This is a genomic window from Klebsiella terrigena (assembly GCF_012029655.1).
GTDB lineage: Bacteria > Pseudomonadota > Gammaproteobacteria > Enterobacterales > Enterobacteriaceae > Klebsiella > Klebsiella terrigena.
Window position 1 is genome coordinate 3,483,698 of record NZ_CP050508.1, and the last position, 16,226, is coordinate 3,499,923.

Annotated in this window: 16 protein-coding genes; 11 read left to right on the plus strand and 5 right to left on the minus strand. The window is 59.7% G+C overall.

Translation table 11 applies throughout. The features are described from left to right. The first annotated feature begins 41 nt into the window (after window positions 1-41). Both HCK03_RS16385 and HCK03_RS16390 read left to right on the plus strand, forming a co-directional pair. Window positions 42-146, plus strand: coding sequence for a YoaK family small membrane protein (locus HCK03_RS16385; RefSeq protein WP_041145046.1), 105 nt, complete (start codon window positions 42-44; stop codon window positions 144-146). A 202-nt stretch (window positions 147-348) separates the two neighbouring features. Then, on the plus strand, window positions 349-471 hold the full coding sequence (locus HCK03_RS16390; RefSeq protein ID WP_115193110.1) for a hypothetical protein: 123 nt from the start codon (window positions 349-351) through the stop codon (window positions 469-471). Window positions 472-513: 42 nt separating this feature from the next. Here HCK03_RS16390 and HCK03_RS16395 read toward each other — a convergent pair whose 3' ends face one another. The 4 genes from HCK03_RS16395 to HCK03_RS16410 all read right to left on the minus strand — a co-directional run bounded on the left by HCK03_RS16395 (window position 514) and on the right by HCK03_RS16410 (window position 3,905). After that, complete coding sequence (locus HCK03_RS16395; protein WP_041145045.1) at window positions 514-777, minus strand: DUF2534 family protein; 264 nt, start codon at window positions 775-777, stop codon at window positions 514-516. A gap of 127 nt (window positions 778-904) precedes the next feature. Beyond that, complete coding sequence (gene leuE, locus HCK03_RS16400; protein ID WP_041145044.1) at window positions 905-1,543, minus strand: leucine efflux protein LeuE; 639 nt, start codon at window positions 1,541-1,543, stop codon at window positions 905-907. Between the two features lie 91 nt (window positions 1,544-1,634). Then, a complete protein-coding gene (lpxP, locus tag HCK03_RS16405) occupies window positions 1,635-2,549 on the minus strand; it encodes a kdo(2)-lipid IV(A) palmitoleoyltransferase (RefSeq protein WP_167691908.1) in 915 nt (304 codons plus the stop codon). A gap of 573 nt (window positions 2,550-3,122) precedes the next feature. Continuing rightward, the gene (locus HCK03_RS16410) at window positions 3,123-3,905 is read right to left on the minus strand and encodes a class I SAM-dependent methyltransferase (protein ID WP_167691909.1); all 783 of its coding nucleotides are present in this window, start codon (window positions 3,903-3,905) and stop codon (window positions 3,123-3,125) included. Window positions 3,906-4,170: 265 nt separating this feature from the next. On the opposite strand from HCK03_RS16410, the gene fecI reads away from it, so the two are divergent. The 7 genes from fecI to fecE all read left to right on the plus strand — a co-directional run bounded on the left by fecI (window position 4,171) and on the right by fecE (window position 11,771). Continuing rightward, window positions 4,171-4,692, plus strand: a complete 522-nt coding sequence (fecI, locus tag HCK03_RS16415; protein ID WP_041145041.1) for a ferric citrate uptake sigma factor FecI — start codon at window positions 4,171-4,173, stop codon at window positions 4,690-4,692. Further along, window positions 4,689-5,636: a ferric citrate uptake sigma factor regulator FecR gene (gene fecR, locus HCK03_RS16420; RefSeq protein WP_167691910.1), complete on the plus strand. Its 948-nt coding sequence runs from the start codon at window positions 4,689-4,691 to the stop codon at window positions 5,634-5,636. Before fecI ends, fecR begins: the two co-directional genes overlap by 4 nt. 97 nt (window positions 5,637-5,733) lie before the next feature. Next, entirely contained in the window at window positions 5,734-8,064 is a 2,331-nt protein-coding gene (gene fecA / locus HCK03_RS16425) for a TonB-dependent Fe(3+) dicitrate receptor FecA (RefSeq protein WP_167691911.1), read from the plus strand. A 91-nt stretch (window positions 8,065-8,155) separates the two neighbouring features. Then, on the plus strand, window positions 8,156-9,058 hold the full coding sequence (locus HCK03_RS16430) for a Fe(3+) dicitrate ABC transporter substrate-binding protein (protein WP_167691912.1): 903 nt from the start codon (window positions 8,156-8,158) through the stop codon (window positions 9,056-9,058). Next, window positions 9,055-10,053 (plus strand): iron-dicitrate ABC transporter permease FecC, encoded by a 999-nt coding sequence (fecC, locus tag HCK03_RS16435; RefSeq protein WP_167691913.1) that lies wholly within the window; start codon window positions 9,055-9,057, stop codon window positions 10,051-10,053. The genes HCK03_RS16430 and fecC overlap by 4 nt, the downstream gene beginning before the upstream one ends. A 2-nt stretch (window positions 10,054-10,055) precedes the next feature. Then, window positions 10,056-11,003 carry a Fe(3+) dicitrate ABC transporter permease subunit FecD gene (gene fecD / locus HCK03_RS16440; protein ID WP_228283794.1) on the plus strand — a complete coding sequence of 316 codons (948 nt, stop codon included), beginning with the start codon at window positions 10,056-10,058 and terminating at the stop codon, window positions 11,001-11,003. Beyond that, window positions 11,004-11,771 (plus strand): Fe(3+) dicitrate ABC transporter ATP-binding protein FecE, encoded by a 768-nt coding sequence (gene fecE / locus HCK03_RS16445; RefSeq protein ID WP_041145035.1) that lies wholly within the window; start codon window positions 11,004-11,006, stop codon window positions 11,769-11,771. A gap of 25 nt (window positions 11,772-11,796) precedes the next feature. Here fecE and fraE read toward each other — a convergent pair whose 3' ends face one another. Further along, window positions 11,797-12,840: a fructose-asparagine asparaginase gene (fraE, locus tag HCK03_RS16450; protein WP_076945267.1), complete on the minus strand. Its 1,044-nt coding sequence runs from the start codon at window positions 12,838-12,840 to the stop codon at window positions 11,797-11,799. Window positions 12,841-13,151: 311 nt separating this feature from the next. Between fraE and HCK03_RS16455 the strand changes: the two genes are divergently transcribed. Further along, window positions 13,152-14,351, plus strand: coding sequence for an HD domain-containing phosphohydrolase (locus tag HCK03_RS16455; protein ID WP_141334722.1), 1,200 nt, complete (start codon window positions 13,152-13,154; stop codon window positions 14,349-14,351). An 83-nt stretch (window positions 14,352-14,434) separates the two neighbouring features. Next, a complete protein-coding gene (locus HCK03_RS16460; RefSeq protein ID WP_167691915.1) occupies window positions 14,435-16,219 on the plus strand; it encodes a diguanylate cyclase in 1,785 nt (594 codons plus the stop codon). Window positions 16,220-16,226: the final 7 nt, after the last annotated feature.

Below are 16,226 nucleotides of genomic sequence, written 5' to 3' on the forward strand. Positions count from 1 at the left end.
GTATGATAGCGGACATCACTTGCAGGCTCAGGGACAACACAATGAAATTGGGTATTCTTTTCCCGGTAGTAATTTTTATTATCGCCGTCATTTTTCTTGGCTGGTTTTTTGTTGGCGGATACGCGGCGCCGGGCGGTGCTTCGTGAAAAAAAGCACTATTTTGATGATTGTTATCGCCGTTATTGCGCTGGCCGGCGTGCAGTTTGGCTGGTGGTAACCGCCCTTTACCGCCGCGCCTGAATTGCAGAGTTGTCTTATCCACTCAATAACTTAACGCGATACACTCACTTCACCAGCCGAACCCGTCGCCAGTCGCGGGCGGACGGCGGACTAACGGAGAAGTGAGAAATGAAAAAACCGATCGTGTTGTCGTTGATGCTCGCGCTATGCACGCTGTTATCGGGATGCATTGTTGATGATGGCTATCATCACAGACACCACCACCATCATTACGACGGCAGAGGCTGGTGAATAAAGGCGGATCAAGGCGAACATGGGTTCGCCTTGTTTCATTTAGTCCTGGCGGTCAGAACCTAAGAAGACGAAGCCCAGCGGAATGGAAAAAAGCAGCGTAAATACGATGCTGTAGACCGTCACCATCGCCCCTTGCAGGAAGAACATCGAGGTTGTCCATTCGGAGTACGGCATATTGTACTCGCTCACCACGCCGCCAAACGTCGCGCGTCCAACCACGGCAAGCGCGATGGCAAACACCACCGCTATCGACAAGAAAAATTTCTTACTGTTTTTATTGCTGATGAGTTTATGCAGAATCATCCGGGTTCCCTTTTATCTGACCGATAATCGGCTGTATATGTAACACCAATGCAATTAAAATTGAAGGGCTTTTGTTACAATCCAGAGATTATCGCTGCGGGCCGGCGCCACGCCACCGGCCGGACGGCTACGACTGCAGCGTCGCCAGGCGCGCGGCAAAGCCGACAAAGACCAGGCCTATCAGGCTGTTGCCAATTTTGGCGAGCTTCTTCTTCGTTTTAACGTAGCGCGTCACGAAAGAGCCGGAAACAATTAAGAAGCTCATGTACATGAAGCTAATCACTTCCAGGGTCAGCGCCAGAATAAAGAAGGCCAGGCCCGGCGTCTTCGCGCTGACGTCGATAAACTGGACGAAGAAGGAGACGTAAAACAGGATAGCTTTAGGGTTGGTGAGGCTGAGGGTCAGCGAACGCTTGAGGATCGCACTCGCCGGCTCGGCGTCGGTATCGCTATGCCCTTCCCGCTGCGTCAGCACCGCGTAGAGCATTTTGCCACCCAGCCACAGCAGATAGATGGCCCCGAGATAGCGCACGATATTGAACAGTACCGGCGTCGTCTTGATCAGCGTCGCGACGCCGGCAAAGGCCAGCAGCATCAGCACCGCGTCGCCAATAAACACGCCAGCCGCCGCCAGATAGCCCTTCCTGATGCCGTGCGCGATGCCGGTTTTGAGGACAAAAAAGGTATTTGGGCCGGGCACCAGGATGATAAAAATAGCCCCGACCAGGTAGGTCAAATAGTTCAAAACACCAAACTCAGCGAACACACTGCACTCCTTCGCGTTCAACAAGAAATATGATCGCGCTCACGTTAACGCAACTAACGTGATTTTGAAAGAGCTTACTCTGCCTGGTGGCTTAGTACAGAGAGGCTTCGCCCAGCGGACGCGTTTTGAAGCGTCGGTGAACCCACAGATATTGTTCAGGCGCGCGCAGGATCTCTTTTTCGATAACCCTGTTGATATAGGTGGCCGCTTCCTGCTTATCTTCAACAGGATAATCGTCCAGCGTGTCGCCGATATATAAGGTGTAGCCTTTGCCGTTCGCTTTTCGCACCATGCTGATGGTCAGCATTTTGGCACCCGAGAGGCGCGACAGAACGTAGGTGCCGTTGGTCGTTGCGGCCTGGGGCACGGAGAAGAACGGGGCAAAGACGCTGCCTTTGGGGCCGTAATCCTGATCGGGCGCAAACCACACCGCCTCACCGGCTTTCAGGGCGTGCACCAGGCCGGATAAATTGCGGCGATCGATCATCGCTTTGTTCGAACGCAGGCGTCCGCGGGTCTGTACCCACTCCATCAGCGGGCTGTTGTGCGGGCGGTAGGTTGCCATCATCGGTCGGCAGATGCCCATCGTACGGCCGCCGAGCTCAAGAGAGATAAAGTGCACGCCGACCGCCATGACGCCTTTACCCGCGCTCATCGCCTTTTCGAGATTGTCGAGACCTTCGACATCAAACCATTTCCTGACGCGCTCGTCGCTCCAGAACCACGCCATGCCGGTTTCAATTAACCCCATTCCCAGCGACATAAAGTTCTGCTCGATCAGCTTTTCTCTCGCTTCAGCAGACATGTCGGGGAAACAGAGCTCAAGATTTCTTCTGGCAATCTGCTCCCGGCGCTTAAGGAAGCGTCGCGACAGCTTACCGGCGCGGGTGCCGATGCGGTGAAGGAGCGGATAGGGTAATTGCACGAGCGACCAAAGAATGGCCAGGCCAAACCAGGTTCCCCAATTGCGGGGATGCAAAAGACTCTTATCAAAAGCGGAAGGCATCATTTTTCCTGTAAACATCCTAAATGAGGTAACGCTTAAGGAAAAAACGATTCCCTTCATCAGTCGTTAGGCGGTACATATAGCAAGTACGACAATAGTAATCTGCCTAAATTCACTCGGGCAAGTAAAAATGAACGCTGAGGGTAAAAAAACATAATGCCAGCACACTTGTTACAAAATGTAAATTAAAAATCAATAATTAATTAAGAATATTCATCTGTAAAATCATTTCCATGCTATTCATTTATACAAGCGCCAAACTTGCGCCTGCTGAAACGCCCTTTTCCGCCGCAGTTGCCGATATTGCCGTCGATCGGCAAAAGCCCGACGATCCGGCGCTGCCCGTGCCTTCAGCCGCCCTCAGGCGCGGCTTAATAATGACGCAGAACGAGGCGGCGCGGAATCAACCGTGGCATCGCCGGCGACAGCGGGAAGAATAAGGCCTTGCGCGCATATTCGGCCAAAAATTTACCGCCGGCGGGGAAGCGAAAAATAAGACTCAGCTTATTTTATCTTCCTGACAAATAATGACAGATATAGAGAGTTGTTTTTATTTCGAACGTTTATTGTGCATTATTTTTGTACAGTACGGCCTTTAGCCGAACAGCAGGCAATAAAATTAAGCTGCCGCCGCTGACGCCGAAAAAAGCGCATCATCGCCAGAAAGCGCGGACGATTCTCCCGCTTAAGCAGGCCATTACAGATGATCCTCAGGGCCTGGCGCAAACCTTCGTCTTTTATCAACCCCTGCGCCGACATCAGCGACATCGGTCCCGCGTGGCAGCGCACGGAGTCAAACCCCGCCTCTTCGAAGAGAGACTGCCAGCGCGCCTGGCTCATCGGGCTGACGTGAGATTTGACCACTCCCTGCAGCGCCATACGATCTCCCTCCCCCAGCGCCTGCCGGGTGTACATAATGTCGTGGGTCAGCAGGCGGCCGCCGGGCTTGAGCACGCGATAATATTCCGCCACCAGCTTTGCTTTGGCTTTATCGGCATACATGGTCAGCATCGCCTCATTAATCACCGCGTCAAAGGTGGCGTCGGGAAACGGCAGGCTCGTGGCGTTAGCCTCCATCACCAGAACCTTATTATCCACGCCCTCAAGAACGGTATTTTGCCGGGCCTTCGCCAGCGCGTCTTTATCCATATCGATGGCGTACACCCGACAGCCAAACCGTTTCGCCAGCTCTATTGAGGTGGTCCCCATATTGCAGGCCACCTCCAGTACCGTACTGTCCGAGGACAAATCGGCCTGGCGGAACAGCCACTCCGTCGCCTCTACGCCACCGGGCCGCAGCCGGGTTTTCCCCAGGCTGGCTAAAAATGTGTGTCCGGCCTTTTCACTCGCATTCATCTGCAGCACCTCACGATCCATAAGATGCATTATAAATACATTATTATTTTTGGTGAGGGAATATTGATAATGACTTTTATTTGCATTTGACCAGTGAGAAGCCGCCGCCGCACGCCAGGCGGAGATAAAATCAATTGTAATGGGTAACAATTACTTAAGGTGATAATCCGGCCTGGAGGCGCGCTTAGTGCTGCGTTTTAATTGTAATGAGAACCATTCTCATATTAACATATGCGCCATCGTTCCATTTTTCCTGAATCCGGCCATGTCCTCACTCTCCGCCACCGCCGCACCGCTGACGCTTGCTTCGCTGTATCACGCCCATCACGGCTGGCTGAAAAACTGGCTGACCGGCAGGCTGCAATCCTCTTTCGACGCCGATGACGTCGCCCAGGACACCTTTATGCGGGTGATGGGCGGTGAACCCTTAACAACCATCCGCGATCCGAAATCCTTTCTGTGCACCATCGCGAAGCGGGTAATGATCGATCTGTTTCGCCGCAATGCGCTGGAGCGCGCCTGGCTGGAGATGATCGCCCAGCTTCCGGAGGCGCTGGCGCCCTCCGCCGAGCTGCAGCAAATTCAGCTGGAGACGCTGCAGCAGATCGACGCGATGCTGGATGGCCTGAGCCAGAAGGCGCGGGAGGCGTTTTTGCTCTCGCAGCTGGAAGGCCTGACCTACGCCGAGATCGCCATACGCCTGACGGTCTCCGTCAGCTCGGTGAAAAAATATGTTGCCAAAGCGACCGAGCACTGCCTGATTTTTCGCCTGGAGAACGGTCTGTGAGCCCAAAGCTTACCGACTCCCGTCGCCAGGCCCTGCGCTCGGCCTCCCACTGGTATGCCCTACTCAGCGACGGCCGCCCCAGTCCGCAGCAGGAAGCCCGCTGGCAACAGTGGTACGAGCAGGACCACGATCACCAGTGGGCCTGGCAGCAGGTCGAAAACCTGCGTCAGCAGATGGGCCATCTTCCGGGCGCGCTCGCCAGCCGCGCGCTCAACGATGGTCGGGCCGCACGCCGTCAGGTGCTGAAAGGATTGATGCTGCTGGCCATCGCCGGCGGAAGCTGGCGGCTGTGGGACAGCGAGCTGGCGGAGGGACTTCGTGCCGACTACCGCACCGCCAAGGGGATGACGCGTCGCCAGCCGCTGGCGGACGGCTCGATTCTGACCCTCAACACCGACAGCGCCGCCGACGTCTATTTCGACGCGCGCCAGCGCCTGGTGCGCCTGCTCTACGGCGAAATTGCCATCCGCACCGCCCGCGACGAGAGCCAGCGGCCGTTTCTCGTGCAGACCCGCGACGGGAACCTCACCGCGCTGGGCACCGAGTTTACCGTGCGCCAGTTTGCCGATGAAACCCGCCTGGCGGTGCAGCAGCACGCCGTTGAGGTGCGCTTAGCGCACGGCCAGATTCAGCGGGTCGAGGCCGGAGAAAGCCTGCGCTTCAGCGCCGGGGCCTTCTCGCCAATACGGACGCTGAGCGCCGGGGAAGATAGCTGGACCCAGGGCGTGCTCAGCTTTCGCGACCGTCCGCTGGGCGAGGTTATCGCCACGCTCTCCCGCTATCGTCCCGGCATTCTGCGCTGCGACCCCCGCGTTGCCGATTTACGCCTCAGCGGCGCCTTTCCGCTGAGCGATACCGGGCAGATTTTGCAGATTATTACGCAAACGCTGCCGGTAAAACTGCAGTTTGCCACCCGCTACTGGGTCACCGTCGTACCCGCCTGAGAAAAAAAATACAAAAAATTCTCATTCTCCATTGTCCCTTTTCCCCTGCTCGTTCGACTTAACAGGTGAAAACAACCAAAACAATCGTGGAGAACAGATGACGCCTTTACGCGTTCTACGCAAACCAATGCCTCTGGTGATGGCAATCCGCTTAAGCCTGCTGCCGCTGATAGCGCTCGCCGCCGCGCCGGCCTTTGCCGCCGCGCAGTTTGATATTGCCGCCGGAGATTTAGATACCGCGCTCAATCAGTACGCCGCCCGCAGCGGCATCACCCTCGCAGCCGATGCCAGCCTGACCCGGGGCAAGCACAGCGACGGCCTGCACGGCAGCTACGACGTTGAGGATGGCCTGCAGACGCTGCTCGACGGCAGCGGCCTGCGGCTCAAAGCGCTGGGCAATAACGCCTGGACGCTGGAACCCGCCCCCGTTGACAACGAAGCGACGCTGACGGTTGTCGGCGACTGGCTCGGCGACGCGCGCGAAAACGACGTGTTTGAGCACGCCGGCGCCCGCGACGTTATTCGCCGCGCGGAGTTTGCCAAAACTGGCGCCACCACCATGCGCGAGGTGCTGAACCGCATTCCGGGAGTCAACGCCCCGGAGAATACCGGGACCGGTAGTCACGACCTGGCGATGAACTTTGGCATCCGCGGCCTCAACCCTCGGCTGGCCAGCCGCTCGACGGTGCTGATGGACGGCATCCCGGTGCCCTTCGCCCCCTACGGCCAGCCCCAGCTGTCGCTGGCGCCGGTATCGCTGGGCAATATGGATGCCGTGGACGTTGTTCGCGGCGCGGGCGCCGTGCGCTACGGACCGCAGAACGTGGGCGGCGTCGTTAACTTCGTCACCCGCGCTATTCCGCAGGATTTTGGCATTGCGGGCGGCGTCGAGGGCCAGCTGAGCCCAACCTCCTCGCAGAACAACCCCAAAGAGACGCACAACCTGATGATTGGCGGCACGGCGGATAACGGTTTTGGCTCCGCGCTGCTCTATTCCGGCACCCGCGGCAGCGACTGGCGCGAGCATAGCGCTACCCGCATTGACGACGTGATGCTGAAAAGTAAATATGCGCCCAACGAGGTGCATACCTTTAACAGCCTGCTGCAATATTATGACGGCGAGGCCGACATGCCCGGCGGGCTCTCCCGCGCCGATTATGATGCCGACCGCTGGCAGTCTACCCGCCCGTACGACCGCTTCTGGGGACGCCGCCAGCTCGCCAGCCTCGGCTATCAGTTTCAGCCGGACGCCATGCACAAGTTCAATATTCAGGGCTTCTACACCCATACGCTGCGCAGCGGCTACCTTGAGCAGGGCAAGCGCATTACGCTCTCGCCGCGCGAATACTGGGTGCGCGGAATTGAGCCGCGCTACAGCCAGAGCTTTACGCTCGGCGCTACCGCGCACGAAGTGGGCGTCGGCTATCGCTACGTGAACGAATCCACCCATGAGATGCGCTACTACACCACCACCGCCAGCGGCGAGCTGCCGAGCACCGCCAGCCCTTACGATCGCGATACCCGTTCCGGTACCGAGGCGCACGCCTGGTATATCGACGACCGGGTGGATATCGGCAACTGGACGATCACCCCGGGCATGCGCTTCGAACATATTGAGTCTTATCAGGACAATAACCTGAAGGGTAGCCGCGAGCAGGTCAGCTACAACGCCCCTCTGCCGGCGCTTAACGTGCTTTATCATCTCACCGACAGTTGGAATCTTTATGCTAATACCGAAGGATCGTTCGGCACCGTACAGTACAGCCAAATTGACAAGGCTGTGGAGAGCGGCAACGTGGAGCCGGAAAAGGCCCGCACCTGGGAAATCGGCAGCCGCTACGACAACGGCGCGCTGAGCGCGGAAATGGGCCTGTTCCTGATTAACTTCAATAATCAGTATGACTCCAACCAGACCAACGATACCGTCACCGCCCGCGGCAAAACCCGCCACAGCGGGCTGGAGACCCAGGCACGCTACGACCTCGGCGATCTCTCGCCGCGCTTCGACAACCTGTCGGTCTACGCCAGCTACGCGTACGTTAATGCTGAAATCCGCGAAAAAGGCGACACCTACGGTAATCAGGTCCCCTTCTCGCCGAAGCATAAAGGCACCCTCGGCGTCGACTATAAGCCTGGCAGTTGGACCTTCAACCTTAATAGCGATTTCCAGTCCAGCCAGTTTGCCGACAACGCCAACACCGTCGAAGAGAGCGCCGACGGCAGCACCGGCCGCATCCCGGGCTTTATGCTGTGGGGCGCGCGCGTCGCCTACGACTTTGGTCCGCAGATGGCCGACCTCAACCTCGCGGTCGGGGTGAAGAATATCTTCGACCACGAGTACTACACCCGCTCGTACGACGACAACAACAAAGGCATTTACGCCGGTCAGCCGCGCACCCTGTACCTGCAGGGATCGCTGAAATTCTGACACTGCCCGTTCGCCGCCTCGACCTGAGGCGGCGCTGGAGCTGATTGATATCGGCGGGACGGTTGAAGCGTCCCGCCATTGTGGAGTGAGTATGTTGGCTATTTTGCGTCTTGTCTTTGCCGCGCTGCTGGCGCTCGGCGGCCCTGCTTTTGCCGTGACGGTCGAGGATCTGCGGGGGCAGTTTACCCTCGCTAAAACCCCGCAGCGGATCGTCGTGCTGGAGCTCTCTTTCGCCGATGCGCTGGCGGCAGTTGACCTCAGCCCCGTCGGCATCGCTGACGATAACGACCCCGAGCGCATTCTGCCCGAGGTCCGCGCGCGCCTGAAGCCGTGGCGGTCGGTCGGCACCCGCGCCCAGCCCTCTCTGGAGGCGATTAGCGCCCTGCGCCCGGACCTGATCGTAGCCGATAGCAGCCGCCATCGCGGTATTTATGCCGCCCTGCGGCAAATCGCTCCGGTGCTGCTGCTAAAGTCGCGCAATGAAACCTATGCCGAAAACCTGCAGTCGGCGGCCATTATCGGCAAAGTCGTCGGCCAGGACCCGCTTATGCAGCAGCGCCTCGCGCAGCACCGCCGGCGGATGGCCAATTTCGCCGTTCAGCTGCCGGCAGGCGCCAGCGTAGTCTTCGGCACCTCCCGCGAACAGCAGTTCAACCTCCATTCGCGCGATACCTATACCGGCAGCGTGCTGAGCGCGCTGGGGCTGTCGGTTCCGGCGGCTATCGGCGGCGCGCCGATGGCGACGATCGGCCTCGAGCAGCTGCTGGCCATCAACCCGCAGTGGCTATTTGTGGCCCACTATCGAACGGAAAGCATCGTGCGCAAATGGCAGCAGGACCCGCTATGGCAGATGCTGCAGGCGCAGCAGAAGCAGCAGGTGGCCGCCGTGGACAGCAACAGCTGGGCGCGGATGCGCGGCATGTTTGCCGCCGAACGCATCGCCGCTGATGCGGTTAACATCATTCACCATCGGGCGGTCGACGGGCAGCAATGAAATCATCCCGCTCCGCTCTGCCGATCTGGGGGCTGCCGCTGGTCGGGCTGGCGGGCCTGCTGTGGCTGAGTCTGTTTGGCTTTTCGCCGATCCCCATTGCGCCGCTGGAGGCCCTGCAGGCGCTGCTGGCCCCCAAAAACCCCTCTCTGGCCCAGGCGCTGGTGCTTAATCTGCGCCTGCCGCGTAGCCTGGTGGCGATCGCGCTTGGCGCCAGCCTGGCGCTTTCGGGCGCGCTGCTGCAAATTCTGACCCACAATCCGCTAGCCTCGCCGTCCCTGCTCGGCATCAACAGCGGTGCGGCGCTGGCGATGTCGCTGACCAGCGCTTTCAGCCCGGCGCCGCTGGCGGGCTACTCTCTGGCATTTATTGCCGCCTGCGGCGGCGGCGTCTGCTGGCTGTTGGTGATGGCGGCCGGCGGCGGCTGGCGTCAGGAGCTCGATCGCAGCCGGCTGATCCTCGCCGGGATCGCCCTGTCAGCGCTGTGCATGGCGCTGACCCGCGTCACGCTGCTGCTCGCCGAAGATCGCGCCTACGGCATTTTATACTGGCTGGCCGGGGGCGTTTCGCACGTTCGCTGGCCGGAGTTCTGGCAGCTGTTTCCCTTTGCGGCGTTGATTATCCCCGGCGTGTTTCTGCTGGCGAACGCCCTGAACCTGCTCCACGTCGGCGACAGCACCGCCCACTCGCTGGGAGTAAATCTCTCCCGGTTGCGGCTGCTAATCAACGCGGCGGTGCTGCTGCTGACCGGCGCCTGCGTCAGCGTGGCGGGGCCGGTGGCATTTATCGGCCTGCTTGTACCGCACCTCGCGCGGCTATGGGTGGGCCAGGACTGCCGCGTCCTGCTGCCGATGGCGGTGCTGCTGGGGGGCGTATTTATGCTGCTGGCGGATATTCTCGCCCGCGCCCTGGCCTGGCCCGCGGAGCTTCCGGCGGGCGCAGTGCTGGCGCTGGTTGGGGCGCCGTGCTTTGTCTGGCTGGTCAGGAGGCGCGGATGAAAATGCGCATCGCCTGCCTGCTACTGGCGCTGCTGGCGTTAAACGTTATCTCCCTGCTTATGGGGGCCATTCCGCTGCCCTGGCGGGCGTTGTTCGAGGGCTGGAACGGCGCCAGCGAGTACCACTACGCGCTGACGCAGTATCGCCTGCCGCGGGTGGTGCTGGCGCAGATCGTCGGCGCCGCGCTGGCGGTCGCCGGGGTGCTGATTCAGGGCCTGGTGCGCAACCCTCTGGCCTCGCCGGATATTCTTGGCATCAACCACGCCGCCAGCCTGGCGTCGGTCGCCACGCTCTATTTTATCCCCTCGCTGTCCGTGCTGTGGCTGCCGCTGGTGGCGTTTAGCGGCGGCATGGCGGCGATGCTGGCGCTGATTGCGCTGGCCGGATTTGCCCGCCCGATGCGTCTGGCGCTCACCGGCGTGGCGCTGTCGGCCTGCTGGGCCAGCCTTACCGACTACCTGCTGCTCTCCCGGCCCCAGGAGATCAACAACGCGCTGCTGTGGCTGACGGGGAGCCTGTGGGCGCGGGACGGTTCATTCGTCGCTATCGCCCTGCCCGTTCTGGCGCTCCTGCTGCCGTTAAGCCTGCTGCTCAGCCGCGGCCTGGACTTACTGGCGCTCGGTCATGAGCGGGCCGGGACCCTCGGCGTCAATCTCCGCCAGCTTCAGCGCGGCGGCCTGCTGCTGGCGGTCGCACTCGCTTCGGTGAGCGTCGCCGTCTGCGGCCCAATCGCGTTTATTAGCCTGGTGGTGCCGCACCTCGTGCGCCGCTTAACGGGCGGCAGCCATCGCTACCTGCTGCCCGTTTCGGCGCTGACCGGCGGGCTGGTGCTGCTGTTGGCCGACCTGCTGGCCCGCACGATTCATCCCCCAATGGAGCTGCCGGCGGGCGTATTAACCGCCGTTATCGGCGCGCCATGGTTCATCTGGCTGCTGGTAAGGATACGTTGAATGGAACTAAGAACCGAAAACCTGAGCGCCGGCTATGGCGCAAAGCGCATTATCGACCGGCTGGATCTGACCCTGCCCGGCGGACAGATCAGCGCCCTCCTCGGGCCAAACGGCTGCGGTAAATCGACGCTGCTGAAGTGCTTCTCGCGGCTGCTGGCGCCGACCGCCGGTAAAATATGGCTCGGTGAGCGGCCCCTGCCTAGCTTTAGCCCGCGCCAACTGGCACGGCATCTGGCGCTGCTGCCGCAGCAGCACCACGTTCCGGAGGGGATTAGCGTACGCGAGCTGGTGAGCTACGGCCGCAGCCCGTGGCTGCCGCTGTGGGGACGCCTCAATGCCGACGATCGGCGGATAGTTGACGAAGCGCTCGAGCGTACCGGCATGACGCCGCTCGCCGGGCAGGCGCTGAGCGAGCTGTCCGGGGGGCAGAGGCAGCGGGCGTTTGTGGCGCTGATCCTTACCCAGCAGACGCCACTGGTACTGCTTGATGAGCCGACAACCTGGCTGGATATCAATCATCAGGTGGAGCTGATGAAGCTGATGCGCGAGCTGCAGATGTGCGGAAAGACGGTGGTGACCGTCCTTCACGATCTTAATCAGGCCAGCCGCTACTGCGACCACCTGGTGGTGCTGGAAAGCGGGAAAGTGCGGGCCCAGGGCCTGCCGGAGCAGGTGCTGAGGCCCGCGCTGCTGCGCAGCGTTTTCCAGCTGGAGGCGGAAATCCATCCCGACCCTATCTCACGGCGCCCGATGTGCGTGATGAAATAGTGCACACCTTGCGCTCGCAGGAGAATCAGTAAGTATGGAAGTAGTTCTGAATCACTTCAGGGTTACGCGTTTGCGTCAGGGCGGTCATCAGCAGGATGCGCGCTTTTGCCGGGTTCAGCGAGTCGGCCACCAGCCCAGGCTGGCTATCGTCGGCCGGGACCACGCCGCTGCCGGTGCGGGAGGCGCGTACCACCACGATGCCGGCTTTTTGCGCTTTTTCGATCCCAGCGGCGCTGCGCACGGATACCGAACCGGCGCCGGTTCCGGCGTAGACGATGCCGTCAACGTGATGGGCAATCGCCGCATCGTACATATATTCCGGGTCGTCCTGATAGCCGTAGATAATCACCACCTTCGGCAGCGTATTCAGCTGACGAACGTCAAAGACCGAGCGCAGGGTATGAATCTTATCAACGCGCGTTTCAAACTGCGGCTTGCCGCCGACGATAACGCCCAGGTAGCCCTCTTCCGGCGCTTTGAAGGTATCGAGGCTGTTAGCGTTGGTTTTGGTCACAAAGCGCGCGGCGCCGATGCGGTCGTTCAGCACCACCATCACGCCCCGCCCCTTCGCCTCGGGATCGGCGGCGACGGTTACCGCCTCCAGCAGGTTCATCGGGCCATCGGCGCTTATCGCCGTTGCCGGCCGCATCGCCGCCGTCAGCACCACCGGCTTATTGCTTTTCACCGTCAGGTTGAGGAAGTAAGGCGTCTCATCCAGCGTATCGGTACCGTGGGTGATCACCACCCCGTCAACGTCATCCCTGGCCAGCAGCTCATTCACCCGCTTAGAGAGTTTGAGAATAATATCGCTGGTCATATTTTCGCTGCCGATATTCGCCACCTGCTCGCCGTCCACCCGCGCCACCTTGCTCATTTCGGGCACCGCGTTGATCAGGGTCTGGACGCCAATCGCGCCGGCCTTATAGCCGGTGGTTTGGGTATTGCTGGCCGCCGACCCGGCAATGGTTCCGCCGGTGGCGAGGATCACGATATGCGGCAGGCGCGTTTCGCTGGCAGCCAGGGAGCTCATCGTCAGTAACGCAATCGCAAGTAATGCTCTAAAATTCATATTCACTCTTCCCCAAAATAGACATTTATCAAACTGGCGGAGAGTTAATGCAAACGGCTTGCCACTATTTATTTTCTTTTTACGGGCAAAATGGTTAACTATCGGGCAACAAAGGCTTTTTCATTCATTTTTCGCGCAAATTTGGTGCAGCGATGCTCCCAGGACGGGCGCGTCAGACGGTGAAACCGCCGCCGGGCTCACCGTTTATTATTTTTCGTCGTCCCGCTTCAGACGCCTTGCCATTAAATTATCAATACCGTAACGGACATGATCGACCTATTTTATGTGGATATCGCGAAGAGGGAATAACGATGCGTCTCGCCTTAAAATCAGCATTGATGCTTACCACTCGCGTCATACAGACAATCAATCCCGAACTCCACCTGCATATGCAGCGCACGGCGCTGATCGCCCTTGAGCTATCGCTGGCGCTGCAGCTGCCGCGTCAGCAGCAGCAGACCATCTTTTGCGCCGCGCTGCTGCACGACATCGGCGTGCTGGGCGACAAGCGGATGATTACCTCGCTCAATGCGATAGATAACCTGAACGATCCTCACCAGCATCGGGGGGCGGAAATGCTCAGCGGCCTGACCACCCTCGCGCCCATTCTGCCCATTATTCGCCACCACCACCTCAGCGCGGACTACAAAGGTAGCCTCGACGAGCATATCGTCTGTTTTGCCGACGCCTTCGAACGCCTGCTCTCCGCCAGCGAAGCCAACGCCGAGTATCAGACTGATATTATTATTGATAAATTCCGCGCCCTGCATCAGGAGCTGGATCCGCAGCTGTGCCAGACCCTGTGCCAGCTGGCGAAAAAGGAGCACTTCTGGCTGCATCTTAATCCCGGCCATATTCAGCGGATGCTGGAGATCATCGGCCCGATTAACGATCTGTACATCGATATCGACGGCCTGAAGGATATCTGCCTGTTGATCGCCAAAATCGTCGATACCTACAGCAGCTTCACCGCCAGCCACAGCATTATGGTCGGTGAAATCTCCTGGCAGCTGGCGCGCTATATGGATCTGCCGCCCGAGGAGTGTAAGAAAATCGAGGCCGCCGGCTACCTGCACGATATTGGCAAAATATTTATCCCGCTGGATATTCTGGAAAAACAGGGGGAGCTCGCCCCCGAAGAGCTGCTGCAGGTGCGCGAACATAGCTATATGACCGGCGAACTCCTCAGCGCCTTTAGCGAGCTCGGCGAGATTATTAACTGGGCCGCCAACCATCATGAAAAGCTCGATGGCAGCGGCTATCCGCTGCATCTGAACGCGGATTATCTGCATCTGCCGGACAGAATCATCGCCATCGCCGATATTTTTACCGCGCTAACCGAAAATCGCCCCTATCGCCAGGCGATGGGCTATCAGCAGGCATTACGGCTGATTGAAAACGATGTTATAAATGGCGCGCTGGACGCGAATGTTTTTGCCGTTTTATGCCAGCATGCCGACACGCTTCATCGCGACATCATCGGTAAAAAACGCGATCGGTCACCGCCGTAACCTGCCGGCAGCCTGCGGACAGGACGGGGTTCTATAATAAAAAAATAACGTTATAAATTCATCTGCACGCAAGGAAATTACCGGTGAGAATCGCCACCATGACCAACTGGGCCTACGGTATAACCGTCGCCCTGACCCTCGCCTCAGGCATTGCGATGCTGATGGCCTCAAACGCGGATACTGCCGAACGCCAGGCGGTACAGCAGCGTCAGATTTTCGACCAGCTTACCGAAGAAGTCGAAACCGACACCTGGGAGCTTTCAGACCTCGCGCGGACCTATGTCATCAATAAAAACCCTGACGTTTTAGAGGAGTATCGCCAGCAGGCTCAGGCGACGATCGCTATTGAGCACCGGCTAGGAAAGCTTAAAGATAGCGGCGCGACGCCCCAGGAGCTGGCGCTGCTGCGCGAGGGTTTACGCATTGCCGACGAGCTGCAGGACGAACAGCAGGCGGCGCTGGCTAGCGTTGCCCGCGGCGAAGAGAGAGAGGCTATCGACCTGCTCTACGGCAAGGCCTATGAGCGCGAGCTCGAACGGGTTCAGACGCAGATCGACCACTTCCGCCTGCTGCTGGATGGCCGGGCCAGCGGCGCTATTGTGCAGGCCACCGAGAAGTCCCACACCTGGCGCAGCCTCTCCGAGCTGATGGTCGGGCTGACGGCACTGATGTTCCTGTTTGTGCTAGGTTTTATTCTGCAGCGCCGGGTGCTGTACCCGGTTGTACGCCTGAGCGATGTCGTGCAAAGGCTCGCCTCGCAGGATTACGCCGTCGAGGCGCCTAACTTCACCCAGATTGATGAGATTGGCGATATGGCGCAGGCGATCCGCATTTTCCGCGAGAACGGCCTGGCGCGCCAGCGTCTGGAACAGGAGCGCGACGCTGACTGGGCGATCCGCGAGCTGCTGGCGCGGATGACCCAGCGCCTGCAGGGATGCGAGTCTTTCGAGGATGTGATTAAAGTGGCCGAGCTTTTCGCGCCCAACATCGCGCCGGAGATCCCCGGGCGGCTCTATATTCTCGATCTCGATCCCTGGCAGATGCGCAGCGTCGCCAGCTGGCTCTCGCCGCCGGATGAGCCCGAGCTCTTTCATCCCGATGACTGCTGGGCCGTGCGCCGCGGGCTGAGCCATCCTCCGGTCAACGGCGAGCCGGATATCGCCTGCTACCATCTGCCGGAGTCAAGCGCCCAGTGGTCGCTTTGCGTCCCGCTGATTGCCCAGGGAGAAGCCATCGGCCTGCTCTCCTTCAGAAACGTCACGCCGGCCACCGCCCCTTCGCGCGCCTACCTTGAGCTGATGGCCGAAGCGCTGGGCCTGGCGCTGGCGAACCAGCGCCTGCGCAGCGCGCTGCTGGAAAAGGCGCTTTTCGACTCGCTAACCGGGCTGCGCAATCGCCATCACCTTGAAGACGCCCTGCATACCCAGATGAACCTGGCGGTGCGCAACGGCACGCCGCTGAGCTGCCTGATGATCGATATCGACCACTTCAAGGCGATCAACGACAGGTACGGTCACGAGGCGGGCGATCTGGTGATTAAAAACGTGGCGACCATCGTTCAGCGCGCGGTGCGTGATATCGGCATGGCTTTCCGCTACGGCGGGGAAGAGTTTTTAGTCCTGCTCGCCGGGACCAACGAAGAGTCCGCCCTGGCCTGCGCCGAGGATATCTACAACAACGTTCGCAACATGACGCTGCGCTACGGCCTGAGCGAAATGGGTCAGATCGATGTCTCTATCGGGATTGCCAGCTTCCCGCAGCATACGCAAAGCGACAGCCTGCTGCGCGCCGCCGATGCCGCGCTGTACCGGGCAAAAGAGCTCGGCCGCTCGCGGATCGTCAGCTTCGGGATGCTAAAGACCGACTGAATTCAAC

What these genes read in the sequence shown, in the direction of transcription:
- HCK03_RS16385 (WP_041145046.1), top strand. Translation starts at nt 42, where the DNA reads ATGAAATTGGGTATTCTTTTCCCGGTAGTAATTTTTATTATCGCCGTC.
- HCK03_RS16390 (WP_115193110.1), top strand. Translation starts at nt 349, where the DNA reads ATGAAAAAACCGATCGTGTTGTCGTTGATGCTCGCGCTATGCACGCTG.
- HCK03_RS16395 (WP_041145045.1), bottom strand. Translation starts at nt 777, where the DNA reads ATGATTCTGCATAAACTCATCAGCAATAAAAACAGTAAGAAATTTTTC.
- lpxP (WP_167691908.1), bottom strand. Translation starts at nt 2,549, where the DNA reads ATGCCTTCCGCTTTTGATAAGAGTCTTTTGCATCCCCGCAATTGGGGA.
- HCK03_RS16410 (WP_167691909.1), bottom strand. Translation starts at nt 3,905, where the DNA reads ATGAATGCGAGTGAAAAGGCCGGACACACATTTTTAGCCAGCCTGGGG.
- fecI (WP_041145041.1), top strand. Translation starts at nt 4,171, where the DNA reads ATGTCCTCACTCTCCGCCACCGCCGCACCGCTGACGCTTGCTTCGCTG.
- fecA (WP_167691911.1), top strand. Translation starts at nt 5,734, where the DNA reads ATGACGCCTTTACGCGTTCTACGCAAACCAATGCCTCTGGTGATGGCA.
- HCK03_RS16430 (WP_167691912.1), top strand. Translation starts at nt 8,156, where the DNA reads ATGTTGGCTATTTTGCGTCTTGTCTTTGCCGCGCTGCTGGCGCTCGGC.
- fecC (WP_167691913.1), top strand. Translation starts at nt 9,055, where the DNA reads ATGAAATCATCCCGCTCCGCTCTGCCGATCTGGGGGCTGCCGCTGGTC.
- fecD (WP_228283794.1), top strand. Translation starts at nt 10,056, where the DNA reads ATGCGCATCGCCTGCCTGCTACTGGCGCTGCTGGCGTTAAACGTTATC.
- fecE (WP_041145035.1), top strand. Translation starts at nt 11,004, where the DNA reads ATGGAACTAAGAACCGAAAACCTGAGCGCCGGCTATGGCGCAAAGCGC.
- fraE (WP_076945267.1), bottom strand. Translation starts at nt 12,840, where the DNA reads ATGAATTTTAGAGCATTACTTGCGATTGCGTTACTGACGATGAGCTCC.
- HCK03_RS16455 (WP_141334722.1), top strand. Translation starts at nt 13,152, where the DNA reads ATGCGTCTCGCCTTAAAATCAGCATTGATGCTTACCACTCGCGTCATA.